The sequence below is a fragment of the Dactylosporangium sp. CA-139114 genome, from assembly GCF_050955725.1.
Taxonomy (GTDB): domain Bacteria; phylum Actinomycetota; class Actinomycetes; order Mycobacteriales; family Micromonosporaceae; genus Dactylosporangium.
Window position 1 is genome coordinate 5,802,353 of sequence record NZ_CP192080.1, and the last position, 24,602, is coordinate 5,826,954.

The 24,602-nt window shown below is 75.1% G+C and carries 27 protein-coding genes; 12 read left to right on the plus strand and 15 right to left on the minus strand.

The features are described from left to right. The first annotated feature begins 113 nt into the window (after positions 1–113). Positions 114–776: a hypothetical protein gene (locus ACQP2P_RS25445; RefSeq protein ID WP_433604734.1), complete on the plus strand. Its 663-nt coding sequence runs from the start codon at positions 114–116 to the stop codon at positions 774–776. A gap of 2 nt (positions 777–778) precedes the next feature. Here the strand turns inward: ACQP2P_RS25445 and ACQP2P_RS25450 are convergent, their stop codons facing one another. From ACQP2P_RS25450 to ACQP2P_RS25475, 6 genes are all read right to left on the minus strand, one after another. Next, on the minus strand, positions 779–2,410 hold the full coding sequence (locus tag ACQP2P_RS25450; RefSeq protein ID WP_433619266.1) for a copper resistance CopC/CopD family protein: 1,632 nt from the start codon (positions 2,408–2,410) through the stop codon (positions 779–781). Positions 2,411–2,510: 100 nt separating this feature from the next. After that, positions 2,511–2,702, minus strand: a complete 192-nt coding sequence (locus ACQP2P_RS25455) for a CsbD family protein (protein ID WP_433604736.1) — start codon at positions 2,700–2,702, stop codon at positions 2,511–2,513. A 122-nt stretch (positions 2,703–2,824) separates the two neighbouring features. After that, complete coding sequence (locus tag ACQP2P_RS25460) at positions 2,825–3,286, minus strand: chemotaxis protein CheX (RefSeq protein ID WP_433604738.1); 462 nt, start codon at positions 3,284–3,286, stop codon at positions 2,825–2,827. Positions 3,287–3,388: 102 nt separating this feature from the next. After that, a complete protein-coding gene (gene manD / locus ACQP2P_RS25465; RefSeq protein WP_433604740.1) occupies positions 3,389–4,597 on the minus strand; it encodes a D-mannonate dehydratase ManD in 1,209 nt (402 codons plus the stop codon). After that, complete coding sequence (locus ACQP2P_RS25470) at positions 4,537–4,827, minus strand: hypothetical protein (RefSeq protein WP_433604742.1); 291 nt, start codon at positions 4,825–4,827, stop codon at positions 4,537–4,539. Before ACQP2P_RS25470 ends, manD begins: the two co-directional genes overlap by 61 nt. A 198-nt stretch (positions 4,828–5,025) precedes the next feature. After that, positions 5,026–5,904, minus strand: a complete 879-nt coding sequence (locus tag ACQP2P_RS25475; protein WP_433604744.1) for a DUF2231 domain-containing protein — start codon at positions 5,902–5,904, stop codon at positions 5,026–5,028. Between the two features lie 118 nt (positions 5,905–6,022). Here ACQP2P_RS25475 and ACQP2P_RS25480 point away from each other — a divergent pair, with 118 nt between their 5' ends. Further along, positions 6,023–8,323, plus strand: coding sequence for a putative bifunctional diguanylate cyclase/phosphodiesterase (locus tag ACQP2P_RS25480; protein WP_433604746.1), 2,301 nt, complete (start codon positions 6,023–6,025; stop codon positions 8,321–8,323). Positions 8,324–8,362: 39 nt separating this feature from the next. Here the strand turns inward: ACQP2P_RS25480 and ACQP2P_RS25485 are convergent, their stop codons facing one another. Next, on the minus strand, positions 8,363–8,818 hold the full coding sequence (locus ACQP2P_RS25485; protein WP_433604748.1) for a TY-Chap domain-containing protein: 456 nt from the start codon (positions 8,816–8,818) through the stop codon (positions 8,363–8,365). 94 nt (positions 8,819–8,912) lie between these two features. On the opposite strand from ACQP2P_RS25485, the gene ACQP2P_RS25490 reads away from it, so the two are divergent. Further along, entirely contained in the window at positions 8,913–9,137 is a 225-nt protein-coding gene (locus ACQP2P_RS25490) for a hypothetical protein (protein ID WP_433604750.1), read from the plus strand. Here ACQP2P_RS25490 and ACQP2P_RS25495 read toward each other — a convergent pair. From ACQP2P_RS25495 to ACQP2P_RS25505, 3 genes are read right to left on the minus strand one after another with little or no spacing between them, the layout of a single operon-like run. Beyond that, positions 9,068–10,477 (minus strand): class-II fumarase/aspartase family protein, encoded by a 1,410-nt coding sequence (locus tag ACQP2P_RS25495; RefSeq protein ID WP_433604752.1) that lies wholly within the window; start codon positions 10,475–10,477, stop codon positions 9,068–9,070. The genes ACQP2P_RS25490 and ACQP2P_RS25495 overlap by 70 nt on opposite strands. A 29-nt stretch (positions 10,478–10,506) precedes the next feature. Continuing rightward, positions 10,507–10,842, minus strand: a complete 336-nt coding sequence (locus ACQP2P_RS25500) for an STAS domain-containing protein (RefSeq protein ID WP_433604754.1) — start codon at positions 10,840–10,842, stop codon at positions 10,507–10,509. 39 nt (positions 10,843–10,881) lie between these two features. Continuing rightward, positions 10,882–11,742: an aldo/keto reductase family oxidoreductase gene (locus ACQP2P_RS25505; protein WP_433604756.1), complete on the minus strand. Its 861-nt coding sequence runs from the start codon at positions 11,740–11,742 to the stop codon at positions 10,882–10,884. 102 nt (positions 11,743–11,844) lie between these two features. Between ACQP2P_RS25505 and ACQP2P_RS25510 the strand changes: the two genes are divergently transcribed. From ACQP2P_RS25510 to ACQP2P_RS25540, 7 genes are all read left to right on the plus strand, one after another. After that, entirely contained in the window at positions 11,845–12,684 is an 840-nt protein-coding gene (locus ACQP2P_RS25510) for a helix-turn-helix domain-containing protein (RefSeq protein ID WP_433604758.1), read from the plus strand. 119 nt (positions 12,685–12,803) lie between these two features. Next, positions 12,804–13,745, plus strand: a complete 942-nt coding sequence (locus tag ACQP2P_RS25515) for an LLM class F420-dependent oxidoreductase (RefSeq protein ID WP_433604760.1) — start codon at positions 12,804–12,806, stop codon at positions 13,743–13,745. After that, positions 13,742–14,485 (plus strand): SIR2 family NAD-dependent protein deacylase, encoded by a 744-nt coding sequence (locus ACQP2P_RS25520; RefSeq protein ID WP_433604762.1) that lies wholly within the window; start codon positions 13,742–13,744, stop codon positions 14,483–14,485. Before ACQP2P_RS25515 ends, ACQP2P_RS25520 begins: the two co-directional genes overlap by 4 nt. A gap of 135 nt (positions 14,486–14,620) precedes the next feature. After that, on the plus strand, positions 14,621–14,776 hold the full coding sequence (locus ACQP2P_RS25525) for a hypothetical protein (RefSeq protein WP_350623786.1): 156 nt from the start codon (positions 14,621–14,623) through the stop codon (positions 14,774–14,776). A gap of 49 nt (positions 14,777–14,825) precedes the next feature. After that, positions 14,826–16,478 carry a methyl-accepting chemotaxis protein gene (locus tag ACQP2P_RS25530; protein ID WP_433604764.1) on the plus strand — a complete coding sequence of 551 codons (1,653 nt, stop codon included), beginning with the start codon at positions 14,826–14,828 and terminating at the stop codon, positions 16,476–16,478. A gap of 117 nt (positions 16,479–16,595) precedes the next feature. After that, positions 16,596–17,054, plus strand: coding sequence for an SRPBCC family protein (locus ACQP2P_RS25535; RefSeq protein WP_433604766.1), 459 nt, complete (start codon positions 16,596–16,598; stop codon positions 17,052–17,054). A gap of 130 nt (positions 17,055–17,184) precedes the next feature. Further along, the gene (locus ACQP2P_RS25540; protein ID WP_433604768.1) at positions 17,185–17,952 is read left to right on the plus strand and encodes a GntR family transcriptional regulator; all 768 of its coding nucleotides are present in this window, start codon (positions 17,185–17,187) and stop codon (positions 17,950–17,952) included. Positions 17,953–17,959: 7 nt separating this feature from the next. Here ACQP2P_RS25540 and ACQP2P_RS25545 read toward each other — a convergent pair whose 3' ends face one another. Continuing rightward, positions 17,960–19,420 carry a cryptochrome/photolyase family protein gene (locus ACQP2P_RS25545; protein WP_433604770.1) on the minus strand — a complete coding sequence of 487 codons (1,461 nt, stop codon included), beginning with the start codon at positions 19,418–19,420 and terminating at the stop codon, positions 17,960–17,962. Positions 19,421–19,606: 186 nt separating this feature from the next. Here ACQP2P_RS25545 and ACQP2P_RS25550 point away from each other — a divergent pair, with 186 nt between their 5' ends. Together ACQP2P_RS25550 and ACQP2P_RS25555 are read left to right on the plus strand one after the other, a co-directional pair. After that, a complete protein-coding gene (locus ACQP2P_RS25550) occupies positions 19,607–20,416 on the plus strand; it encodes an RNA polymerase sigma factor SigF (protein ID WP_433604772.1) in 810 nt (269 codons plus the stop codon). An 83-nt stretch (positions 20,417–20,499) separates the two neighbouring features. Further along, positions 20,500–20,703 (plus strand): cold-shock protein, encoded by a 204-nt coding sequence (locus ACQP2P_RS25555; RefSeq protein WP_433604774.1) that lies wholly within the window; start codon positions 20,500–20,502, stop codon positions 20,701–20,703. Between the two features lie 75 nt (positions 20,704–20,778). Here ACQP2P_RS25555 and ACQP2P_RS25560 read toward each other — a convergent pair whose 3' ends face one another. The 4 genes from ACQP2P_RS25560 to ACQP2P_RS25575 form a co-directional block, all read right to left on the minus strand. Then, complete coding sequence (locus ACQP2P_RS25560; protein ID WP_433604776.1) at positions 20,779–21,420, minus strand: LD-carboxypeptidase; 642 nt, start codon at positions 21,418–21,420, stop codon at positions 20,779–20,781. Continuing rightward, positions 21,420–22,304, minus strand: a complete 885-nt coding sequence (locus ACQP2P_RS25565; RefSeq protein ID WP_433604778.1) for a S66 peptidase family protein — start codon at positions 22,302–22,304, stop codon at positions 21,420–21,422. Before ACQP2P_RS25565 ends, ACQP2P_RS25560 begins: the two co-directional genes overlap by 1 nt. A gap of 158 nt (positions 22,305–22,462) precedes the next feature. Then, entirely contained in the window at positions 22,463–23,608 is a 1,146-nt protein-coding gene (locus ACQP2P_RS25570; protein WP_433604780.1) for a 6-phospho-beta-glucosidase, read from the minus strand. Then, on the minus strand, positions 23,605–24,600 hold the full coding sequence (locus ACQP2P_RS25575; protein WP_433604782.1) for a carbohydrate kinase family protein: 996 nt from the start codon (positions 24,598–24,600) through the stop codon (positions 23,605–23,607). The genes ACQP2P_RS25570 and ACQP2P_RS25575 overlap by 4 nt, the downstream gene beginning before the upstream one ends. Positions 24,601–24,602 lie beyond the last annotated feature (2 nt).

A 24,602-nucleotide genomic window follows, 5' to 3' on the forward strand; every position in this document is an offset into this window, starting at 1 on the left:
CAAATCGCCGCGACACACACAGATCCGGGGCTGAAGCGCCCCGCGCCGTCTGGCAAACTGCCCGAATGCAACCACCGGCGAATGGCTGGACCGTCGGACCTCTACCACCCTCCGTGTACTGGCGCCGCCGCGCCATGGTGGTCGTCGCCGTCGTGGGCGTGCTGCTCATCGTGTGGATCCTGGTGCGGGGCGGGGGCGACGCCAAGCCGTCGGCGGTGAGCAGCGGGGCCGCCTCGGCCCGGCCCGGCCCGCTCGGTTCCGGCACGGGCGGCGGGCCCACGCCCGAGCCGTCGGCGCCGCAGATCGTGCCGGCCAGCCCCGACGCCGGCGCCGACGCCGGCGCACCGGCCGCGACCGAGCGCAGCGCGCCCCCGGCGAACGTCGCGCCCTGCGGCGACGACCAGATCGCCGTGACGGTGACCGTGAGCCCGTCGCCCGGCGTCGTCGGCGGCACGTTCACGTTCGGCATCAACGTCGCGAGCAAGGCCACCGACTGGTGCTCGCGGGACCTGGGCCCGGGCGCGCAGGAGATCCGCGTCATGCAGAACGGCACCCTGCTGTTCTCCTCGGACGACTGCGACACCAAGAAGACCAGCGACGTGCGGGCCTTCGCGGCCGGCGACGCGGTGCGGTACCGCTTCGTGTGGAGCAGCTACCGCACGACCCCGCACACGTGCGCGCCGGCCCAGAGCCCCGCCCCGGCCGGCACCTACCAGGTCGTCGCGCGCGTGGGTTCCAAGGTCAGCCCCGCGACCGACTTCACCATCAACCGCTGACGTCAGCGGACCGGCACCTGGGCCGTGACCGTCGCCTGATCGAACTCGGACACCCGCAGCGTGATGGTCAGCTTCCACGCCCCGGCCGCCGGGAACGTGATGTTGCCGAGGCCCTGGTTGCCCGTGACCGTGAACACCGGGTTGTCCATCGGCTCGATGCCGAGCTCGGGCAGGGCCGCGGTCACCGTCCACTCCACGACCGGCAGCGGCCGGCCCTCGGGGGTGTACGCGAAGGCGTGGAAGCTGTTGTACTCGCTCACCGCCGCCGGGTACACCTCGAGCTGCAGCGCGTAGAGCGGGCTCGTCAGCGTCGTGGCGAAGCCCGCGGCCCGGGCCGCCGCCTGGGCCTCGACGTCGACCGTGCGCCCCGGCGTGAGCTGCACCAGCACGGCGCTCGCGGCCAGCACCAGCGCCGCGATGCCCGCCTCGAGGCCCACGGCCCGCCGCAGCCGGCCCGCCCCGGCGCTCGTGCGGCCGCCCGGCCCCCGGTCGCGCTGGACCATCCGGCGCGAGCCGGCGGCCACCGCCAGCACCGCCGCGACCAGCCCGGCCTTCACCACGAGGGTCCGGCCGTACGCGCCGCCGGTGAGCGCCGCCCAGTCGCCCATCTGCACGAGGGCCTGGACCAGGCCGGCCGCGACCAGCCAGTAGACCGAGGCCATCGCCCAGCGCGACCACGAGGGCAGGATCGTGCGCAGCTCGCGCGGGTCGGCGCGGCGCAGGAGCACCGCCCAGAGGGCGACGAGGCCACCCAGCCACAGGCCCATGGCGCCCAGGTGCACGACGTCCGCGGCCACCACCAGCACCGCGTTCGGCGACGCCACCGGGTGCCCGGTCAGCGGCCACGTGAGCAGGCCCGCCCCGGCCGCCGCGAGCAGCCCGGCGCGGACGCGCCGGTCCGGGCGGCGGCGCAGGCGGGCCACGAGCGCGGCGGCGACGGCCAGGGCGAGCAGGCGCGCCAGCAGCGTGAGGCCGAACGGGCTCAGCATCACCTCGCGCAGCTCCGCGGGCGACACGTCCAGCAGCGCGGCCCCGGACGCGGCCGGGGCCTGCAGCCACAGCGCGCCGGCGGTGCTCGCGGCCACCGCGACGGCGCCCGCGCGGGCCAGGCGGAGCAGGGGGCGGCGGGGCAGGCGCCGGGGATACCACAGCGCCAGCATCACCGCGGGGCCGATCAGCAGGACGAGCCCGAGGTAGCCGGCGTACTTCGCGACCGGGATCGCGACGCGCACGATCGGGTCGGTGCCCACGGGCATCGCCCCGGACGAGGGCATGGCCGCGGGGGTGGACGGCGCGCCGACGGAGAACGTGAACGACCCCGACACCGGGTGGCTGTCGCCGGAGATGACGCGGTAGCTGACGACGTACGTGCCGTCGGCCCGGTCGCCCGCCCGCAGCCGGATGGTGAGGCCGTCGCGGACCGGCCGCGGGTCGCCGTCGTCGACGCGCTTGCCGTCGGGGGCGAGCACTTGGGAGCGGCCCGGCACCACGCGGACGGCCTCGTTGAACGTGAGCCGGACCTCGCCCGGCCGCGACGCGATGACGGCCCCGGCGGCCGGGCTGGCGCTCGTCAGCACCGCGTGCGCGGACGCGGGCGCGGCGGGCGCGGCGAACACGCCGAGCAGCCCCGCCATCAACGCCAGGACCCACCATGTCGTACGCCGCCTCACGTCCACGCATACGAGCCCGGCCCCGCCGGAGTTCAACGGGGCCGGGCTCGGATGCCGGGCGCTGCTAGCTCAGGGCGTCCTTGACGTCGTGGGCGGCGTCCTTGACGCGGTCGCCGGCCTGCTTGACGTTGGCCGCGTCCTGGTCCGCGCGGCCCTCGGCGCGCAGGTCCGGGTCGCCGGTGGCCGTGCCCCAGCCCTCCTTGGCCTTGCCCTTGAGCTCTTCCGCCTCGTGCTCGACCTTGTCACCGAAGCTCATCACTGTCTCCCAGGTGTGAATGCGGTGTTCCCACTCTTGTGGATGCCCGAATCGACCCGGGTCAAACGGCGGCTCGGTGCAGCGGTGCAGCGCGGCCTCCCCGGCCCACGGCGCCGGCGTCGCTAGTCGCGGCGCGGCGGCACGCCCTCGAGGACCTCCACCGTCACCTGGTAGTCGTCCCAGCGCACCCGGACCCGGCTCAGCAGCCGCGTCCCCGGCCACAGGACCTCGGCCCGGCCGACCACGACCTGCGGCAGGGCGAGATGGCTGGGCTTGGGCAGGAAGCTCTTCACGTTCCCGGCGACGATGTTCATGAGCTCGCCGGCCGCGTCCTGGATGTCGTCGGGCTTCACCGACGACAGCTCGAGCATCTCCGCGGCCAGGGCCGCCGCCGCGCCCAGGCCGCCGCGCAGCACGACCGTGCCGAGCCAGGCGCCGGCCACGCCGACGCTCGCGGTGATCTCCGCGTCGGCCCCGGGCGGCTCCTCGTCCAGCACGACGGTCGGGCTGGTGCCGAGGTACGCGGTCCACACCTGCCAGATGATGCCCTCGAGATCCTGGGGCGTGAGCGGCTCGTCGGCCATGCCACCTAACCTACTCAACAAAACCTGAAAATTCCGGCTGAACCAGCTGAAATCGGGGCACGGTCTGCTGCAGGACGGCGGACGTGCGGGCGAGGATCCCGGTCACCAGGAGTGCATCGTCCCGTCCAGCAGGCGGTTCACGGGCAGCGCGGCCGGCCGGTAGGGGTACTGCGCGGCCAGCGACTCGTCGATGTCCACGCCCAGCCCGGGAGCCTCGGAGGGGTGCAGGTAGCCGCCCTCGAAGTGGTACCCGTGCGGGAACACCGCGTCGGTCTCCGGCGTGTGCCGCATGTACTCCTGCAGCCCGAAGTTCGGCACCGCCAGGTCCAGGTGCAGGGCCGCGGACATGCACACCGGTGACAGGTCGGTGGCGCCGTGGCTGCCGGTGCGCACATGGTAGAGCCCGGCCAGGTCGAAGATGCGGCGCAGGTGCGTGATCCCGCCGGCGTGCACGACCGTGGCCCGGATGTAGTCGATGAGCTGCTCGCGGACCAGGGTCTCGCAGTCCCACACGGTGTTGAACACCTCGCCGACGGCGATCGGGGTGGTCGTGTGCTGCCGGATGAGCCGGAAGCCCTCCTGCAGCTCGGCCGGGACCGGGTCCTCCATCCAGGTCAGCGAGTGCGGCTCGAGGCTCTTGCCGAGGCGGGCCGCCTCGATCGGGGTGAGCCGGTGGTGCACGTCGTGCAGCAGCTTGAGCCGCGGCCCGAACTCCTCGCGGACCCGCGCGAAGACGCCGGGGACGTGGGTGAGGTACGCCTCCGTCGACCACGTCGCCTCCGAGGCGACGGCGGCGTCGGCCGGCTCGTAGAACAGCTTGTCCTTGCCGACCCCGTAGGTGGTCTCGAGCCCGGGGACGCCCGTCTGCACCCGGACCGCCCGGTAGCCGAGGTCGGCGTAGCGGGCCACCTCGACGAGCACGTCCTCGACGGTCTCGGCGTTGGCGTGGCCGTAGACGGTGACGCCCTCCCGGCTGCGCCCGCCCAGCAGCTGGTAGACGGGCAGCCCGGCGACCTTGCCCTTGATGTCCCACAGGGCGGTGTCGACGGCCGCGATGGCCGACATGGTGACCGGGCCCCGCCGCCAGTACGCGCCCTTGTAGAGGTACTGCCAGATGTCCTCGATGCGGTGCGGGTCACGCCCGACGATCGCCGGGACGACGTGCTCGGTGAGGTAGGCGGCCACGGCGAGCTCGCGGCCGTTGAGGGTGGCGTCGCCGACCCCGGTGACACCGTCGTCGGTGACGATCTTCAGGGTGACGAAGTTGCGGCCGGGGCAGGTGACGATGACCCGGGCGTCGGCGATGCGCACGTCAGTCGACCTCTTCCTTGACACGGGAGGAGCGGGGTCGGGCTGACGATCCGCGGCGCGGTCACGAGCGGCACGAGCATGGTCGGGGTGGGGACCACGGTCGTCGCGTCGATGGGCTGCCGGGCCCGGATGCCCGGCGACGCCATCTCCGCGTAGCGCTGCACGACCAGGGTGGAGGACTCCTCGTCGGCGGTGAGGAACGTCAGCTCGGACGTGCCGATCGTACGCACCAGCACCAGGATCGGCGCCGCGAGGATCCCTTGCCGTTCGCCGGTCCGGTGTGCAGCCGGGAGCGGCCGCCTCGCACCGGATGACGTCGTGCCTGACGCGGACGACGGCGTCGGCGCCGTCAGGCCGCGCCGTCAGGCCGCGCCGTCAGGTGAAGACCGCGAGTGCACCTTCGTGCGCGCCGCGGTGCAGGAGGCGGTTCACGGGCGGGCGACCTCGAGCTGGCCGTCGCGGACGCGGGTGCGCAGCATGGTCTGGTCCGAGCTCGCCGGCCCGTGCATCGCCCGCCCGTCCGACAGGCGGAACACGCTGCCGTGCCAGGGGCACTGCAGGCACGCCTCGCCGTCGACGTCCACCATGTGGCCCTCGGCCAGTGGGCCGCTGCGGTGCGCGCAGCGGGCCACGAACGCGCTGAAGCGGTCGGTGCCGTGGTCGCGGTCGCGGTAGACGACGACGGGGGTCGCCCCCACCGTGTAGGAGAACACGCGCCCCTCCTCGATCGCGTACACCGCGTCGATCCGGTGCCAGCCGTGCGGCACCAGCGGCAGGGCGGCCGCGGCGTGGCTGACCCCGGCGTCCTGGGCGTAGGCCAGGTGGCCGCCCAGGTACGCCCCCGCACCGGCGGCCCCCAGCCCCGCGAAGGACAGGGCCCGGCCGCGGCGGTGGTCGCCGCGGGCGCGTGCCACGATCGACGCGGCGAAGCAGCCCAGCGCGGTGAGGTTCGCGGCGACGTGCACCAGCGCGACGCGGCGCTGCTGGCGCGAGAGCGTCGCGTAGTCCGCGAGCCCGGTGACGGTCGCCGGGAGCGCCCCGGCGGTGCCGGCCGCGAGCAGCGTGGCGGCGGCGCGCCGGGACCCGGGCGTGTCGCGGCCGGGCAGCGCGTCGAGCACCGCGGTGCTCATCCACGCGCCGACGGGGAACTGCACGACCGCGGGGTGCAGCGGGTGGCCGAAGCCGACGCCGTGCAGCAGCGCGCCGAGGCGGCCGCGGCCGGCGGTGGCCAGGGCGGCGCGGCGAAGCGCGTCGGCGATCCGGTCGAGCGGGTGGGCGGCCTCCAGGCGGGCGAGCAATGTAGCCATGGCGGCCGATTGCCCAGGAACCGGCCGCCGAAACGGAACGGACAGCCGAAACGCAACGGGTACCGCACCGCAACCGTTGTGCGCTCAACTACGTCGCGCCGGCCGCCGATGGGACGGCGTGAACTTCGCGATGGTGGGCAAGAAGCTGGACCGCGCGGTGCTCGGCTCGGCACTGCTGGCCGTGTACGCCGTCGCGTTCTTCGCGGCCAACTTCGGTGAGCAGCGCACGCCATTGGTGCTGATGTGGCTGGCGACGCCGATCTCGGTGCTCATCCCGGTGTGGGTCGCACTGCGGATCGCGCGCTCCGGCGCGTTCGCCACGCCCACCCGGCGGTTCTGGCGGCACCTGGCGGTCGTCGCCGCGCTCGCCGGCCTCGGCACCGTCTCCAACACCGTCGACGCGATCGGCGGCCCGACGCCGAGCCAGGGGCTTTCGCCGCTCACCATGGCCGTGTACGGCTCGGCGGTGCTGACGCTGCTGTGGGCCCTCTGGCGGCTGCCGATGGGCACCACGAGCGCGCACGAGCGGCTGCGCATCGGCCTGGACGCCTCGACGGTGCTCGTGGCGGCCGCGGTGTTCATGTGGCACTACCAGACCGAGCCGTTGCTGGCCTCCAACGGGTACCGGATCGCCTCGCTGGCCGTCGCGGGCTTCACGCTCGTGCTCGAACTGGTCGCGGTCTTCGTCATCGTGAAGGTCGCGCTGTCCGGCCACGCGTTCGTGGCGCGGGGCGCGCTGCGGCTGATGGCGCTGGGCATGTTCGCCGGCGCGTTCAGCGGCGTGGCGCAGCGGTTCCTCCTCGACCAGCCGCACCTGAGCGTGCCCCAGGTCACCGTGCCCCTCGTGCTCGTGTGCGCGACCCTGGGCGCGCGGCGGCAGCAGCGCACCCTGGTCGAGCCGGAGGCGCCCCGGGCGGCGGCGCGGCGGCCGTTCAGCGTGCTGCCCTACCTCGCCGTCGCCGCCATCGACAGCCTGCTGCTCACCTCGATCGCGGACGGCTCCTCCGACCTGGGCGTGACCGCGGTCGCCGCCGTGGTGCTGACGGGGCTGGTGGTGTGGCGGCAGGTGAGCGCGTTCGGCGAGAACACCGCCCTGATGGAGCGCCTGGACTTCAACGCCACCCACGACGCGCTCACCCAGCTGCCGAACCGGGCGCTGTTCAACCAGCGCCTCGCCGCCGTCCTGGGCCGCGGCGGCGCCCCGCGGCCGGTCAGCGTGGCGCTGGTCGACCTGGACGACTTCAAGCTCGTCAACGACACCCTCGGGCACAGGGCCGGCGACGCGCTGCTCGTGGCGGTCTCCGCGCGGCTGGCCGCGGGCGTGCGCCCCGGCGACCTGGTGGCCCGCCTGGGCGGCGACGAGTTCGTCGTCCTGCTCGACGCGATCGACCCCGCCGAGGCCGAGCTCGTGGCGCAGCGCATGGTCGCGGCGCTGGCCGAGCCGGTCCTCGCCGACGGCCACGAGCTGCTCGTGCGGGCCAGCATCGGCATCGCCGACGGCCGCACCGGCGACGACGCCGGGGAGCTGCTGCGCCTCGCCGACATCGCGATGTACGCGGCGAAGCACGACGGCGGCAGCGGCTACCGCCGCTACGAGCCGGGCATGGCCGGGGCGGTCGCGGGCTCGGCCGCGCTCGGCGCCCAGCTGCGCCAGGCGATCTTCGGCGGCGAGCTCTTCCTGGAGTACCAGCCGATCGTGACGCTCGACGACGGGCGGCTGCGGGGCGTGGAGGCGCTGGTGCGCTGGAACCACCCGGCCCGCGGGCCCGTGCCGCCCGGCGAGTTCATCCCCGTCGCCGAGCGCACCGGGCTCATCGTCCCCCTCGGGGAGTGGGTGCTGCGCGAGGCGTGCCGGCAGCTGGCGGCGTGGATCGCCGAGTTCGGGCCGCGGGCGCCCGGCGTCGTGCACGTCAACGTCTCGGCCCGGCAGCTGGCCGTGGCGGCGTTCACCGACACGGTGGCGGCGGCGCTGTCGGACTTCGGGGTGCCCCCGCACCGGCTCACCGTCGAGATCACCGAGAGCGCCGCGGTCTCCCTCGGCCCGGCCGTGGCCCGGCTCGAGGAGTTGCGCCGGCTCGGGGTGCGCGTCTCCCTCGACGACTTCGGCACCGACCAGTCCTCGCTGACGCTGCTGCGGGACCTGCCGGTCGACGAGCTGAAGCTGGACCGCTCGTTCGTCCAGCGCGACGAGTCCGGCCGCCGGGGCATCATGCCGGCCGCGGTGCTCGCCCTGGCGCGGGCCGTCGGGCTCGACATCGTCGCCGAGGGCGTGGAGCTGCAGTCGCAGGCGGACCGGCTGGCGGCGATGGGGTACCGCACCGCGCAGGGCTACCACTTCGCCCGCCCGATGGCCCCGGCCGGCATCGAGGGCCTCATCGTCGAGGGAGCCGCGGCCCCCGCCGCGCCGCTGCGCGTGTGACGGCCGGCGGCCCGGCCCGGCGCGCGGGCCGGCCGCGGGTCAGGTCGGCTGGTACTCGACGCCCGGCAGGTCGACGGGCCAGTGGCGGTTGCCGGCCTGCTGGTTCCACGCGTCGTACTGCAGCCGGTGCGGCCCCGCGATCCCGTTCACGTCCCGCAGGGCGGCGACCACGCCCGCGGCCACGGCGCGCAGCTCGGCCTCGCGAGCGGGGCGCGGCAGGACCCGGTGCCACAGGAAGCCCGCGTCCTCGTCCGGCGGCTGCCAGCCGTGGGACTGCAGGATGCGGCGCCCCTCGGGCGTGTCCTGCCGTGCGAGGGGCGGCAGGTTCACGCGCTCGCCGGAGACCTCGGCGCGCAGCTCGCGCCCGTCCTGCGCGAACTGCGCGAAATCCCAGCTGCGGTCCTTCGAGCGGATCACGAGGAGCACCCCGTCGGCGAGGCCGGCCAGCTCGCGCGTCAGGGCCTCGGCGAAGGCGTCCCAGGTCGGCGGCGTCATTGCTGCGACTCTAACGCGACGCGGTCGCCGCTGCTGCGGCGCGGCGCGCATCGGCCATGTTTGTCGGGTGAGCGGGCCGGGCAGCCATGTGCCCATGACGACCATCACCGCTGACGACATCCGCGCGCTCGCGCAGTCGACCGACGCCGACCCCGCGCTCGCCGTGGCGCAGGACGGGGTGCGGCTCGTGGCCGAGGCCACGGCGACCGGCGAGCACATCGTCTACACCAAGGCCGAGCTGGTGCGCGACTACGGCGAGGAGATCACCGACGTGCAGGCCGAGGTGCTCGCCGCCGGGCTGACGTCCCAGCTGGCCTGAACGGCCGCGCGGGCGCGGGCGGCGCCCGCCGCGGCCAGCTCCGCCGACAGGCCCAGGTGCCGGGTCGGGTCGAGCAGCGCCCGCAGGTCGGTCGCGGACAGGTAGGTGGTCACGCGCGGGTCGGTGTCCAGCAGCCCCGCGAACGTGCCCTCGCCGGCGGCCGCCCGGTGCGCGGCGTCCGACACGACCCGGTGCGCCTCCTGCCGGCCGATCACCTTGCCCAGGGCCAGCATGACCGCCTCGGAGACGATGAGGCCGCCGGTGAGGCCGAGGTTCGCGCGCATGCGGGACGGGTCCAGCTCCAGGCCCTCGAGGACGACGGCGAGCCGGACCAGCTGGTCGCCGGCCAGGACGCAGGCGCGGGTGACGGCGTCGTCGAGCATCGCGGTGCACGCCCCGTCGGCCTCGTGGTCGGCGTGCATCGCCTCGAGCGCCTGGGGCACCAGCGCCCGGATCTGCGCCGAGATCGTCATCATGTCCTGGGAGAGCTTGGGGTTGCGCTTGTGCGGCATGGTGCTGCTGCCGACGTCGCCCGGGGCGGCGGGCTCGAGGACCTCGCCGTACTCGGTCTGCATCAGCGAGTACAGCTCCCGCCCGATCTTGCCCCCGGTGCCGGCGAGCAGGGCCAGCACGCACACGTACTCGGCGAGTCCGTCGGCGGTGCTGCGCGCGGGCACCGCCATCGGCCACAGCCCGAGGCGCTCGGCGAGGCGGGCCTGCACGCGCGGGCCGTCGGCGCCGAGGGCCGCGTGGGTGCCGACCGCGCCGCCGAGCATGGCGACGAACACCGCCGGCTCGCACCGGCGCAGGCGGTCGAGGTGGCGCAGGAGCTCGTCGATCCACACGGCCGCCTTGAAGCCGAAGGTGACCGGCACCGCGTGCTGTCCGTGCGTACGGCCGGCCATCGGCATCCGCGCCCCGCGCTCGGCGAGCCCGGCGGCGGCCTCGAGCACCCGGCCGAGCAGGCCCAGCAGCCGCCGGTGGGCGTCGCGCAGCAGCAGCGCGTCGCCGGTCTGGGTGATGTTCTGGGTGGTCGCGCCCCAGTGCACCCAGCCGCCGTAGTCGGCGCCGACGGCCCGGGTCAGCTCGGTGATGAGGGGCATCAGCGGGTGCCCGGTGGTGGCGATCCCGGCCCGGATGCGGCCCTTGTCGAGCCGGTCCAGGCGGGCCGCGGCGGCGATGGCCGCGGCCGCGTCCGGCGGCACCACCCCGGCGTCCGCCTCCGCCAGCGCGAGCGCGGCCTCCACGTCCAGCCACCGCTGCCAGTGCCCCGCCGTCGTGAACAGCTTGCGGATGCCGGTCTCGGGCACGCTGTCATCGGTGAAACGGGACGGGGTCATGACACGTGCATGCCCGCGAACCATGGCGATCAATCCTCGCCGGTGAGCACCTTCAGCACGCCGGTGATGTCCAGGACCCGGTGCACCATGCCGTTCGCGCCGATCGCGCGGAGCCCGACGCCGGCGGCGGCGCCGCGACGGTACGCGTGCAGCATGGTCGCGATCCCGGTCGAGTCGAGCAGCGTCAGCCCGTCGAGGTCGACCACGATGTCGGAGACGCCGCGCACGGCGAGCGCCTCGTCCAGGGCCCGCTCCAGGATCGGCTGGGTGCCCAGGTCGACGAGGCCGCGCAGGCGGACGGTCACCGTCGCCCGGCCGCCGGCGTCGCGGCCGACCTCTCGGTCCGCGGTCAGGTCGCTGCCCACCGCGACAATATACAGTCGACCGGCGGCGCCCTCCGGCGGCTAGATCGCGTCGAGCTCGGCGAGCGCGTCGGCGGGCAGCTCCAGCGCCGCGCCGGCGACGTTCTCCCGGAGGTGGGCGACGGAGGACGTGCCGGGAATCAGCAGCATGTTCGGCGAGCGCCGCAGCAGCCAGGCCAGCGCCACCGACAGCGGCGTGCTCCCCAGGCGCTTCGCGACCGCGCCGAGGGTCTCCGACTGCAGCGGCGAGAAGCCGCCGAGCGGGAAGTAGGGCACGTAGGCGATGCCCTGGGCCGCGGTGATGTCCACGAGCGCGTCGTCGTCGCGGCGGGCGATGTTGTACATGTTCTGCACGCACACCACCGGCGCGATCGCCTGCGCCTCGGCGAGCTGCTCGGCGCTGACGGTGCTCAGCCCCAGGTGCCGGATGAGCCCCCGCTCCCGCAGCTGCGCGAGCGCCCCGAACTGCTCGGCGATGGAGCCGGGCTCGGGCGCGTCGAAGCCGCCGACGCGCAGGTTGACGACGTCGAGCGCCTCCAGGCCGAGGTTGCGCAGGTTGTCGTGGACCTGCGCGCGCAGCTCGTCGGGGGTGCGCGCGTGCGGCCAGCCGCCCTGCTCGTCGCGGCGCGCGCCGACCTTGGTGACGATGTGCAGCCCGGCCGGGTACGGGTGCAGCGCCTCGCGGATGATCTCGTTGGTGACGTGCGGGCCGTAGAAGTCGGCGGTGTCGATGTGCGTGATGCCGAGCCCGACCGCCTCGCGCAGCACGGCCACGGCGGCCGCGCGGTCCCTCGGCGGGCCGAAGACGCCCGGGCCGGCCAGCTGCATGGCGCCGTAGCCGAACCGGGTGAGGTCGAGGTCGCCGGTGCGGTAGACGCCGCCGGGAAGGGTGTTCGCTGTCATGGCTCCACCATGCCCGCGGCGCCCGGAATCAGGCAGCGCCGCACGCTTCCTGGGAGTGACAGGACCAGGATGCGGGCCGCCGCGCGGTCGTAGGCTGGGTTCGTGAGCACGAACGCGCTCGGCGAATACCTCCGGGCCCGGCGCGAGCTCGTCGACCCCGCCGACGCCGGCCTGCGCGTCGTCGGCGTCCGGCGCACGCCGGGGCTGCGCCGCGAGGAGGTCGCCACCCTCGCCGGCATCAGCGCCGACTACTACCTGCGCCTCGAGCAGGGCCGCGACCGCAACCCGTCGCCGCCGGTGCTGGAGGCGATCGCGCGGGTGTTCGGGCTCGACGCGGAGGCGACGCAGTACCTGCTGAGCCTTACCGCCGCCCGTCCGCGCGCCCCGCGCCGGCCGCGCCGCGAGACCGTCCCGGCCGGCGTCCGCCAGCTGCTCGACGTGATCGGGCTGCCCGCGTTCGTGGAGAGCCGCCTCTTCGAGGTGCTCGCCGCGAACCGTCTCGCGACCGCGCTCTCGCCGCGGATCCGCCCCGGCGCCAACCGGCTGCGCGACACCTTCCTCGACCCCGACGAGCGCGACCTGCTGCCCGAGTGGGAGCAGGCCCTCGGCGGGATGGTGGCGGCGTTTCGCACGTCGATCGCCGCGGACGCGGCCGACCCGCGGGTCGAGCGGCTCGTCGGCGAGCTCTCCCTGGCCAGCGAGCCGTTCCGCCGGCTGTGGGCGCGCCACGACGTGAAGCCCCTCGCGGGCGCGCCGACGCGGCTGCGGCACCCGGAGGTCGGCCTGCTGGAGCTGCGCCGGGAGAAGCTCGCGATCGGCGACTCCGGCGGGCAGCTGCTGGTGGTGTACCACGCCGAGCCCGGATCGGACAGCGCGCGGGCCCTGGCGCTGCTCGGGTCGCTCGCGGCACCGGCGCCCGTGGAGCGCGGCTCGGCGGTGTGAGCACGGACTCCGGCGAGTGCTCGATCTGGTCCTTCGTGGGCTCGACGTACACCTTGCGCTGCGCGCCACCGCCGATGGCATAGGGTCGCCGTGATCACGGACCTGGAAAGGATGCCCCGGTGGCGCTCAAAGTCGGGATCGGCCTGCCCCAGCTCAAGGACTTCGACCCGCGCACCGCGGTCACCCGCGCCGCACGGGCCGCCGAGGAGATCGGCTACGACAGCGTCTGGGTGTTCGAACGCTTCCTGCTCCCCGAGGACCAGACCGGCCCCCACGGGCTCTACAGCGTGCCCGACGCGCCCTGGCCGGTCCGGTACGGCGGGGTGCTCGACCCGCTCGTCGCGCTCACGCTCGCCGCCGCCGTCACCGAGCGGGTCGAGCTCGGCACGTGCGTGCTGGTGGCGCCGCTGCACGTGCCCGCGCGCCTGGCCCGCACGCTGTCCAGCCTCGACGCGGTCAGCGGCGGCCGCGTCGTCGCGGGCGTCGGCGCGGGCTGGAGCATCGACGAGTTCGCCGCGCTCGCCCCGCGCCCGCACGCCGAGCGGGGCGCGGCGCTGGACGAGTTCCTCGACATCGCCGAGGCCGTCTGGGGACAGGACCCGGTGTCGTACTCCGGCAAGCGCTGGACGATCGCCCCGGCCGAGGTGGGCCCGAAGCCGGCCCGCCGCATTCCCGTGTTCCTCGGCGGGTTCTCCGACGCGGCCCTGCGCCGCGTCGCGCGCCGCGGCGACGGCTGGCTGCCGACCGGGATGCCGCCCGCCGCCGTGGCCGCGACCCTCGCCCGGCTGCGGGAGATGGCCGCCGAGTTCGGCCGCGACCCTTCGGCGATCGCCTGCACGTTCCAGGTGGGGCTCTCCGGCACCCTGGACGCGGTGCCGCAGGAGGGGCGCCCGCCCTACACCGGCAGCGTCGAGCAGATCGTGCGCGACATCGCGGCCCTGGCGGACGCGGGCGTCACTCACGTGTTCCTGACGGTGTCGAACCTGGTCACGGACATGGACGCCTACGTCGACGTGGCCGGCGAGTTCCACGCCCGCCTGGGCGCCGAGGGCCTGACGTGAGCCTGGAGCGCGCCGCGGCGCTGGTGGCCGCGGCGCGGCACGTCGTGGTGTTCACCGGGGCGGGGATGTCGGCCGAGAGCGGCGTGCCCACGTTCCGCGACGACCTGACCGGGCTGTGGGCGCGGTACGACGCCGGGCGGCTCGCGACGCCCGAGGCCTTCCACGCCGACCCGGATCTCGTGTGGGGCTGGTACGCGTGGCGCGCCGCCCGGGCCCGCGCGGCCGAGCCGAACGCCGGGCACCGCGCGGTCGCCGCGCTCGAGGCGGCGAACCCGGCCACGACGGTCGTCACGCAGAACGTCGACGACCTGCACGAGCGCGCGGGGAGCACGGCGCCGATCCATCTGCACGGCAGCCTCTTCGCGCCGCGGTGCGTCGGCGACGGCGCGCACCCGGCCGCGCTCGCCGACACCGAGGAGCCGCAGGAGGGGCGGCGCATCGCCCCGCCGCGCTGTGGCACGTGCGGCGCGCTGGTCCGGCCCGGCGTGGTGTGGTTCGGCGAGGCGCTGCCGGAGCCCGCGCTGCACGCCGCGGTGGCGGCCGCGGCCGGCTGCGACGTGCTGCTGACCGTGGGCACGTCCGGCGTGGTGTACCCGGCGGCGGAGATCCCCCGCATCGCGGCCCGCGCGGGCGCCGCGGTCATCCAGGTCAACCCGGACGCGACCCCGCTGGACGCGGTGAGCACCGTGAACCTGCGCGGCACGGCGGCCACGCTGCTGCCCGCCCTCGTCCCCGCCTGACGCCCGGCGCCGCCGTGGCCTTGGCCGTGGTGGCCCTGGCCGTGGTGGCCCTGGCCGTGGTGCTGCCGTGCCCGCCGGGACGGATCGTGCGCATCCGCGTGTGTGAGGCGGACCCGCGCGGGGCATAGACAGGCCATGCCATGGGTCCTGTGGGTGCTTGCCGGTGCCGTCGCCCTGCGTGGGGCCGGGTGGCTCCTGCTCGCCTGGGACCGCCGGCAGCTGCGCCGCGGCGCCGGGGTCCGCACAGTTGCGGCCCGGGTCGCCTCAGGTTCCGCGACCGTGCGCCGATGAACCGAGCGGCGCTCCTTGCGCCGTATCGGAGTCGTCGGGGGGTTCTACGGTGGCACAGCAGCGGGTCGTGCAGGTCACGGTCGCACGCGGGCGGTTGACGGCCGCGGTCGCCGATCGCGGGGTGATCACCAAGGCGTTCCTCGCCGTGCTGCTCGTCACGCTCGTGGCCACCGCCGGGGCCGTGGTGTCGCTGGCCCGGATGTCGAGGCTCAACGCCGACCTGCACGACATGAAGAGCCGCCACCTGGACAGCACCGCGCAGCTGACCGAGATGCGGGCCGGCATGGCCGAGATGTACCGCAACATGCTCATCTTCTCGCTCTTCGTCGCCGGCGGCGCGCAGAGCCAGGCGGCCCCCTACCGCGCCGCCGCCACCACCGCCGACCAGCGCGTCGATGCCGCCGTCGCCGCCTACCGCACCCTCGCGGCCGGCTCCGGCACCCGGATCGCCGCGCTGAACCACGCCACCGACGACCTGGGCCAGTACCGCACCCTGCGCGACGTCGTGGTGTTCCACGAGGCCCCGCCGGCCGGCTACACCCTGCCGCCCCAGGACCAGCTCGTCGCGGTCTCCACGAAGCTGGAGGACGGCGTCGCCGCCGCGCTGGACGATCTGCAGCAGCTGGAGAACCAGGAGGCGAGCGCGACGGCGGCGAAGGCCGACCAGCAGTACGCCGAGGCGCGCCTGTCCATCGTCGCGCTGCTCGTGGGCGGGCTCCTGATCGCCCTGGCCGCCGGCGCCTGGGTCGCCGCGATCGTGCGCCGCCAGCTCGCCAGCGTGTCCGAGGCCCTGCGGGCGCTCGCCGCGGCCGACCTGACCAAGCCCGCGCAGGTCTACGCCCGCGACGAGCTCGGCGAGATGGCCGCCGCCGTCAACGACGCCCGCGACGGGCTGCGCGGCACCGTGGTGGCCATCACCAGCGGCTCGCGCACCCTCGGCGACAGCTCCCAGCAGCTCACCGTGGTCAGCGGCCGCATCGCCGCGAACGCGCAGGATGCCGCGCGCCAGTCCGACGTCGCCGCGGGCGCGGCCGGTGAGGTCTCGCACAATGTGCAGACGGTCGCGGCCGGGGCCGAACAGATGGGCGCCTCGATCCGCGAGATCGCCCGCAACTCCGGCGAGGCCGCCCAGGTCGCCGCCGAGGCCGTCGGCGTCGCCCAGACCACCAACGAGACCGTCTCCAAGCTCGGCGACTCCTCGGCCGAGATCGGCAACGTCGTCAAGGTGATCACCTCGATCGCCGAGCAGACGAACCTGCTCGCGCTCAACGCCACCATCGAGGCGGCCCGCGCCGGCGAGGCGGGCAAGGGCTTCGCGGTCGTCGCCAACGAGGTCAAGGAGCTCGCGCAGGAGACCGCCCGCGCGACCGAGGACATCTCCCGCCGCGTGGAGGCGATCCAGGCCGACACGGGCAACGCCGTCGACGCGATCGGCGAGATCAGCCGGATCATCGCGCGGATCAACGACTACCAGCTCACCATCGCCTCCGCGGTGGAGGAGCAGTCGGCCACGACCGCGGAGATGAGCCGCAGCGTCGGTGAGGCCGCGCACGGGGCGACCGGGATCGCCGGGAACATCTCCGGCGTGGCTCAGGCCGCCCAGGCGACCTCGGCGACCCTGGCCGAGGCCGACACCACCGTCACGGAGCTCTCGCGCCTGGCCGCCGACCTGCAGCGCGAGGTCGGCCGCTTCAAGCTCTGAGCGGCCCGTCCACGCCCGGCGGCCGACCTCGCGCGCGGCCGGCCGCTTCGAGCTCTGCCGGTCACGACTTCTCCGCCTGCCCGGCCCCGCGGCGCCGTACCGGTTATCGTCGAGCGGATGGCGCTCTTCACCGTCTCCGTCGAGGTCCGCGCGCCGGCCACCGAGGTCTGGGCCGCGCTCGTGGACTGGCGCAACCACGCCCGCTGGGCGCCGCTGACCACGGTGCGGCTCACCACCGCACGCATGGACGGGCCCGGTGCCGGGTTCGTCGCCCGGTCCCGTCTCGGGCCGATCGGCTTCGACGACCCGATGACCGTGGTGCGCTGGGAGCCGCCGGACGGCGAGCGGCCGGGGCGGTGCGACATCGACAAGCACGGGCGGGTGATCCGGGGCCGGGCGTGGTTCAGCGTGCTGCCGCTGGAGGCCGGCCGCTGCCGGGTCGACTGGTCCGAGGACGTGACCGTCGTGCCGCACCGCCTCGACCGGGTGAGCGGCGCCCTCGTCGCGGCCGTCGGCCGGGCCGGGTTCGGCCAGGCCCTGCGCAAGATGGCCCGCGAGGTCGAGCGCCGGTCCTGAGCGCCGCCCGGCCGCGGCATCGCCCCGCCGGCTCCGGCTCCCGCCGGTCGGCGTCCGCGGTGCGCGCCTCGGCTAGACTTCTCGACCGCGCAGTCCGACGGGGCGCGAGTGCGGGCAGAGGGGGACGGGCGTGACGCGGTTTGCGGCCGACATCGTCGCGGATCTTCGCCGGCGCATCCTCGACGGCGACCTCCGGCCGGGCGAGGACATCCCCAGCGCCAAGGACATCATGGCCGGGTGGGACGCGACGATGGCGACCGCGTACAAGGCGATGACCCTGCTGCGCGAGGAGGGGCTCGCGGCCAAGCACCGCGGGCCGGGGCTCATCGTCACCGCCGACGCGCCCACCGTCGCCGCCGCGTGGCAGCCGCCGCCGGCCCACGGCGACGTGACCCGGGCCCGGATCGTCGACGCCGCGATCGAGCTCGCCGACGCCGACGGGCTCGGGAACCTCTCGCTGCGCCTCATCGGCCAGCGCGCCGGCGGCCTCGTCACGGGCACGTTCTACAAGTGGGTGCAGGACCGGGCCGAGCTCGAGCTGCTCATGGCCGACGCGGTCTTCGCCAGGCACCCGCCGCCGAAGCCGGCCGGCCCGTGGCGGGCGCAGCTGGAGCGGCTCGCCCGGCTGCACTGGCGGCTGTACCGTCAGCACGCCTGGCTCGCGCTCACCGTCTCGTTCACGCACCCGCAACTCGGCCCGGCCGCCCACCTCGCCTGGGCGCAGCGGGCCCTGGAGGGCCGGGCCGACGCGAAAGCGCTGGCGGCGGCGCTCGTGAACTTCGTGCGGGGCAGCGCGATGAGCCTCGAGCAGCAGGAGCGCAAGGCGCGCCGGGCCGAGGCGGACGCGGACACGGAGCTGTTCGAGTTCGGCCTCCAGCACCTGCTGGACGGCTTCTAGAAGCCTGCTAGAAGACGCGGCGGCGGCTCTCCGCCGCCGCGATCGCCGGGATGTCGCCGAGGCGGTCCAGCTGGGCCAGGGGCCGGCGGAGCCGGTGGTTGCCCGCCAGCTGCTCCCGGTGGTGGTGCAGGAAGGCCCAGTAGCCGGCGGTGTACGGGCACGCGTCGGGGCCGTCGCGGTGGCGGGGGTCGAACGCGCAGCCGCCGCAGTAGTCGCTCATGCGGTTGATGTAGGCGCCGCCGGCCGCGTAGGGCTTGGTGACGAGCCGGCCGCCGTCGGCGTACTGGCTCATCCCGATCACGTTGGGGGTCATCACCCACGGGTAGCCGTCGACGAAGCACCGCGCGAACCAGTCGGCCACCGCGCCCGGGTGCCAGTCCCGCTGCAGCGCCAGGTTGCCCAGCACCATGAGCCGCTGGATGTGGTGCACCCAGCCGGTGTCGCGGACGCGGGTGAGCACGTCGCGCAGGCATGCCGAGGTGACCGCGTCCGGGTCGAGGCCGGTGAACCAGGCGGGCGGCCGGCGGCGGGCCTTGAGCGCGTCGCGGTGGGCGTACCGCGGGCCGAAGTACCAGTAGCAGTGCCACACGTAGTCCCGCCAGCCGAGGATCTGCCGGACGAACCCCTCGACGCCGGCGAGCGGGGCGGCGCCGCGGCGGAACTCGGCCTCGGCCCGCTGCACCACGTCGAGGGGGTCGAGCAGCCCGAGGTTGAGGCTCGCCGAGAGCAGCGAGTGGGCCATGAGCGGGTCGTCGCGCAGCATCGCGTCCTCGTGCGGGCCGAACGCGGGCAGCCGGTGCTCGAGGAAGTGGGCCAGGCGCGCCTCGGCCTCGGCCGCGGTGACCGGGAACCGCCGCGGCCCGTCCCGGCCGACGAACGCGATGCCGTCGTCGCGCTCCCAGCGGTCGAGCTCGGCGCGGACCCGCTCGTCGATCTCGTCCTCGGTGATCGGCGGCGGTGGCGGCACGCCGAGCCGGACCGCCCCGCGCGGCGGCGGTTCGCGGTTCTCGGCGTCGAAATTCCAGCGCCCGCCGGCCGGTTCGGCGCCGTCCATGAGGATGCCGTGGCGCTGCCGGGCCTCGCGGTAGAAGTCCTCGAGCAGCAGCCGGGGCCGCCCGTCGGCCCAGCGCACGAAGTCGCGCGGCTCGGTGATGAACCCGCGCGGGGGCAGCAGCGTGGCGTTGCCCAGGCCCCGGACCAGGTCGCGGGCCGGGCGCGAGGTCGGGTGGCAGACCTCGACGGGCTCGGTGCCGACCGCGTCGCGGTAGCGCTCGGCGACCACGAGCTCGGCCCGGTCGCCGAGCTCGGCGGCCCGGTGGCGCAGGGCGGACAGGACCAGGTGGGCCTTCTGCCGGTGGTACACCTTCCGCCGGAACACGCCCTTGGAGATCACGAGCAGGACGGGCTGGGCGGCGTCCTCGAGAAAGTGCGGCCCCAGTTGGTCCGCGAACAGCCAGCGCCGCTTCATGCCCGCGATTCTCCTGGTGCGGGGCCCGGGCCCGCGCGAATGCCGCAGGTTACCACCCGTTCGGAATCGACGCATAATTCGACGCAACAGTTGTAATGCTCCAAGATCGGCGTTACGGTCGATCCAGAAGGCGCTCAAGCAGCGGGCCCTTTTCGCAGCCCCCGCTCCGCGTGAGGTCTCTGTTTCATGACCATCGAGATGCACCACGATGCCGTCCCCGCCTCGGCCGCCGCGCGCCGCCGGGCCGAGGACGCCGAGGCCCTGGCCCTGCTCAGCCTCCTCGCCGACCTGCCCGAAGGCCCGGACCGCAGGCGGGTCCGCGGCCGGGTCATCGAGCTCTACCTGCCGCTGGCCCACCACCTCGCCGCCCGCTTCCGCAACCGCGGCGAGCCGCAGGACGACCTCGTCCAGGTCGCGACCGTCGGGCTCATCAAGGCCGTCGACGGCTTCGACCCCGCCAACGGCGCCGCGTTCATCGGCTACGCGATCCCCACCATCACCGGCGAGCTCAAGCGCCACTTCCGCGACCGCTGCTGGGACGTGCGGGTGCCCCGCCGCATCCAGGACACCCGCCTGCGCATCAACCGGGTGGCCGGCGAGCTGACCCAGCGCCTGGGCCGCTCCCCCACGGTCGCCGACCTGGCCGCGGAGCTCGACGCGAGCGAGGAGGACGTGATCGAGGCCCTGGACGCCGGCCGCGCGTACCGCGCCCTGAGCCTCGACGCCCCCGCCACGACGGAGACCGAGGGCCCGACCGACCTGAGCAACCTGCTCGGCGAGCCGGACGCGGGTATCGAGCAGTTCGAGGCCCGCGAGGCCCTGCGGCCCCTGCTGGCCCGCCTCCCCGAGCGCGAGCAGCGGATCATCGCGATGCGCTTCTTCGGCAACCGCACCCAGAGCCAGATCGCCGCCGAGCTCGGCCTGTCCCAGATGCACATCTCGCGCCTGCTGACCAAGTCCCTGCAGATCCTGCGCGGCCAGCTCACGCGGGGCTGAGCCGGGACGTTTCCCCCGCAGTGGGGAAGCCGGGGCGCCCGGGCGGCCGGTAGCGTGAAGATCCCAGGCATCAGGAGGACAGCGTGGCCAGCGGTACCGTGAAGTGGTTCAACTCTGAGAAGGGCTTCGGCTTCATCCAGCAGGATGGCGGCGGCCCGGACGTCTTCGTCCACTTCTCGGCGATCGTCGGCACCGGCTACCGGGGCCTGGAGGACGGGCAGAAGGTGGAGTTCGAGGTCGCCCAGGGTCCGAAGGGCCCTCAGGCCGAGAACGTGCGCCCCGTCTGAGCGCACGACCCCCGCGACAGGGGTGCCGCATGCCGTGACCGTGCGGCACTCCCGCGAGGACCCGCCCGTCGCCGCTCACGCCCGGGCGAGCGCGAGCACACCTTCGGTCGCGTCGAGGATCGCGGGAACGCCGACCGGCACGGTTGGCGCACCGGGACCGATCGGGAGCGCGCCGAGTACGGGTACGCCGAGCGTGTCGAGGCGGTCGGCGAGGACATCGTCCAGGCTCCACCCGCGGTCGACGAGGCCCTCGAACCCGGCGAAGCGGCCCACTGCCACGCCCCGGACGCCGCCCAGAACGCCGGCGCGGATCAGATGGGTGAGCTGCCGGTCGACCTGGCCCAGGCCCTGGGTGCGTTCCCCGGTGAGCAGCAGGATCGCGCCGTCGAGCGACGGCAGGCCGGCGCCGAGCATCGCGCGCAGCGGGCCGAGACTGCCGCCGAGCAGCACACCCTCGGCCCGGCCGGGCACCCGGGTCCGTCCGGCCACGCGCAGCGGGCCGTGCCGGATCTCGCCCTCGCCGTGGTAGCCGACCAGGCCGCATTCGCGCCACAGCTCGAGATGCACGAACGTCGTGCCGCCGGTGCCGACGATCGGCTTGGGATCGGCCCGCACGGCGTCGAGGTCGAGGCCGTCGAGCAGGCGATGGTCCCCGTCCAGCGCGATCACCCGGACGGCCGGGTCCCGCAGCGCCGCGTTGAGCTGTGCGGTGTCCATCAGCACACCGCCGATGCGGCGGTCAGGGTGCCCGCGTAGGTGTCGAGCGTCGCGGGAACGCCGACCGGCAGGCACACCTGGTCCTCGGTGTGCCCGAAGGGAAGACCGCCGAGGATCGGCACGCCCAGGCCGCCCAGCCGCCGGCGGATCACGGTCACCGCGTGGTCGGGGCCGGGCTCGGCGACACCGGGATCCAGGCCGGTGAGGTCGCCGATCGCGAAGCCGGCTGTCCCGTCGAGCCTGCCTGCGCGCAGCATGCCCCACAGCATGCGATCGAAGTGCGGGTTCTGCGGCCCCTCCAGGCACAGGATCACGCCGTCGAGCCGGGGCAGGCCCGCGCCCAGGAAGTTGGCCACCGCGCCGGCCAGTCCGCCGACGAGGATCCCCGTCGCACGCCCCGGGACGGTCACCGGCGACGCCTCGGCGCGCACGGTGATCGGTCCGGTCTCGAAGAGCAGCCGCCGGCACGAGTCGTCGGTGCGCCCGCCGGTGCCTACGCAGCCGTGGACGCCGGCCACTCCGGTCGCCGTCCACAGCGCCAGGTGCAGGTTCGTGATGTCGCTGAAGCCCACGACGGGCTTCGGGTCGGCGCGCACGGCGGCCATGTCCAGGTCGTCCACGATCCGATACGCGCCCGCGCCGCCCAGCGTGGCCACGACCGCTCGCACACCCGGGTCGCGCAGGGCGTCGTTGAGGTCGGCGAGCCGGTCGGCGTCGGTGCCCGCCATGAATCCGCGGCGGTCGAGGGCGTGGTCGCCGAGCTCCGGCCGCAGCCCCCAGCCGGCCAGCGTCGCCATGACCTGCCGGGCCCACTCCTCGCCCGGAGCACTGGCCGGCGACACCACGCGGACGCGGTCGCCGGGCCGCAATCTCGGCCCCCGCATTTGCCGGACTCTATCGAAGCCGCCGCGCGCCGACCACCCCGCTCCGCCGTGTCGCGACCTGCCACGCGCCCAGCAGGAGCGCGGGCACGACCGCGCCGGCCGGCAGTGCCCAGGCGCGTTGCTGCACCTACAACATCGACAGAGTAGATAGGGAGATCTCAGCGCAGGTACGCCAGCTCCGGGAAGGCGCCCCGGTACGCCGCCAGGAGGCGCTCGGCGATCGCGTCGGAGGCGACCAGCGGGTGGATGGCGAACGCCCGGCGGGCCGCGGCCGCCGAGCCCGTCGCCGCCGCCTCCAGCACCGCGCGCTCGCTCGCCTTCACCGCGGCGGTCAGCGCGGCCTGGCCGGCGTCCAGCGGGGTGACGGGCAGCGGCCGGGCACCGGTGGTGTCCACGGCGCAGGGCACCTCGACGATCGCGTCGGGGTCCAGGTGCGGCAGGGTGTCGCCGTTGCGCACGTCGAGGATGAGCCGGGCCGGGCCGCCGCCGGTGAGGGCGCGCATCAGGGCCAGCGCGATGTCCTCGTAGCCGCCGGTCGCCGGGCCGGCCGCGAAATACGTGGCGTCCCGCTCCGCCCGCACGCTGTCCCAGGTGGACAGCGCGTCGGCGGCCGGGTCGGCCAGCCGGCGGTACAGCCGCCGCTGCTGCTCCTGGAGGAACTCGCCGCGGGTCGGGCCGGTCGGCGGCGCGGCCGGGTCCTCGTAGTAGTGCAGGTATTCGTTCGGGATCGACCGCCCGTCCACGCGCAGCCAGCCGAGGTGGTTGAGGCCCGCGTAGTCGAACGCGTCGAACCGGCGGCACAGCGAAGCGGGCGAGTCGCAGATGCCGATCACCCGGTCGCCGAGGTGTGCGGCCATCGCCTCCGTCACCAGGCCGGCCGGGTTGGTGAAGTTGACGACCCACGCCCGCGGGGCGACCTGGGCGATCCGGCGGGCGATGCCGGCGGCCACGGGCACGGTGCGCAGGCCGAACGACAGGCCGCCCGCGCCCACGGTCTCCTGGCCGAGCACACCCTCGGCGATCGCGATCCGCTCGTCGAGGACCCGGCCGGCGAGCCCGTGCACGCGGATCGCCGAGAACACGACGTCGGCGCCGGTGAGCGCGGCGGTGAGGTCGGTGCTCGCCGTCACCCGGGGCGCGGCGGCGACCCCGAGCGCCTGCGCGGCCAGGACCCGCTCGATGGCCGCGAGCCGGCCGGCGTCGGTGTCGAACAGCGTCACGGCGTCGACCAGCGGGTCCCGCAGCAGCGCGCGGTGGATGAGCGGCACCCGGAAGCCGCCCCCGCCGAGGATCGTGAGCCTCATGCGGCATCGGGGAGCCGGGCGATGGTGGCCCTCGCGCGGCGGGTCCGGCTCAGGTCGCCGCTCGGGATGAGCTCGTCGAGGAAGTCGTAGGCCTCCTCGCGCGTCGCCGCCCGCCACGCGGCGATGTCGCCCCAGCCCGGCGCCGACAGCGAGCCGCCGAAGTGGCGCACCGACAGCGCGGCGACGAGGTTGGCGAAGGCGAGGCGCTCGCGCAGCGGGCGCTGCCACAGGGTCGCGGCGATGAAGCCGGCGTTGAACACGTCGCCGGCGCCGGTCGGGTCGAGGGCCTCCACCGGTACCGCCGGGGCGGCGACGATCTCGCCGGTCGACGCGTCGATGGCGAGGGCTCCCTGCGCGCCGCAGGTGACCACCGCCAGCGGCACCCGGTCGGCGAGCCGGCGCAGCGCCGCCCGGGGGGTGTCGGTGCGGGTGTAGTGCATCGCCTCGCCCGCGTTGGGCAGGAAGGCGTGGCAGTCCTCGAGCAGGTCCAGGGCCGCGGCCGGCCAGGCGGCGGTGTCGTCCCAGCCGACGTTGGCGAAGACCAGCGTGCCGGCCCGGGCGGCGCGGCGGACCCACGGCAGCCGCTCGCCGGTCAGGCTCACCGCGGCCGCCGTGGCCGCGGGCAGCTCACCGACGAGCCCGTCCGGGCCCGCGGGGGCCGGGTGGGCGTGGCTGATCATGCTGCGGTCGCGCTCGTAGGCCAGCGACACGGTCACCGGCGAGTGCCAGTCCTCGAAGCTGCGCGACGGGCCCAGGTCGACGCCCTGCTCGCGCAGCACGTCGCGGCAGAACTCGCCGTAGGCGTCGGTGCTGAACGCCGCGCCCAGGCCCGTGCGCAGGCCCAGGCGTGCGGCCGCGACCGCCAGGTTGGCGATGCCGCCCGGCGACGAGCCCATGCCCGGCGCCCACGTCTCCTCCCCCGGCCGCGGCAGCCGCCGCAGCCCGGTGAAGACGATGTCGAGGTAGACGTCACCGGACACGAAGAGGTCCATGG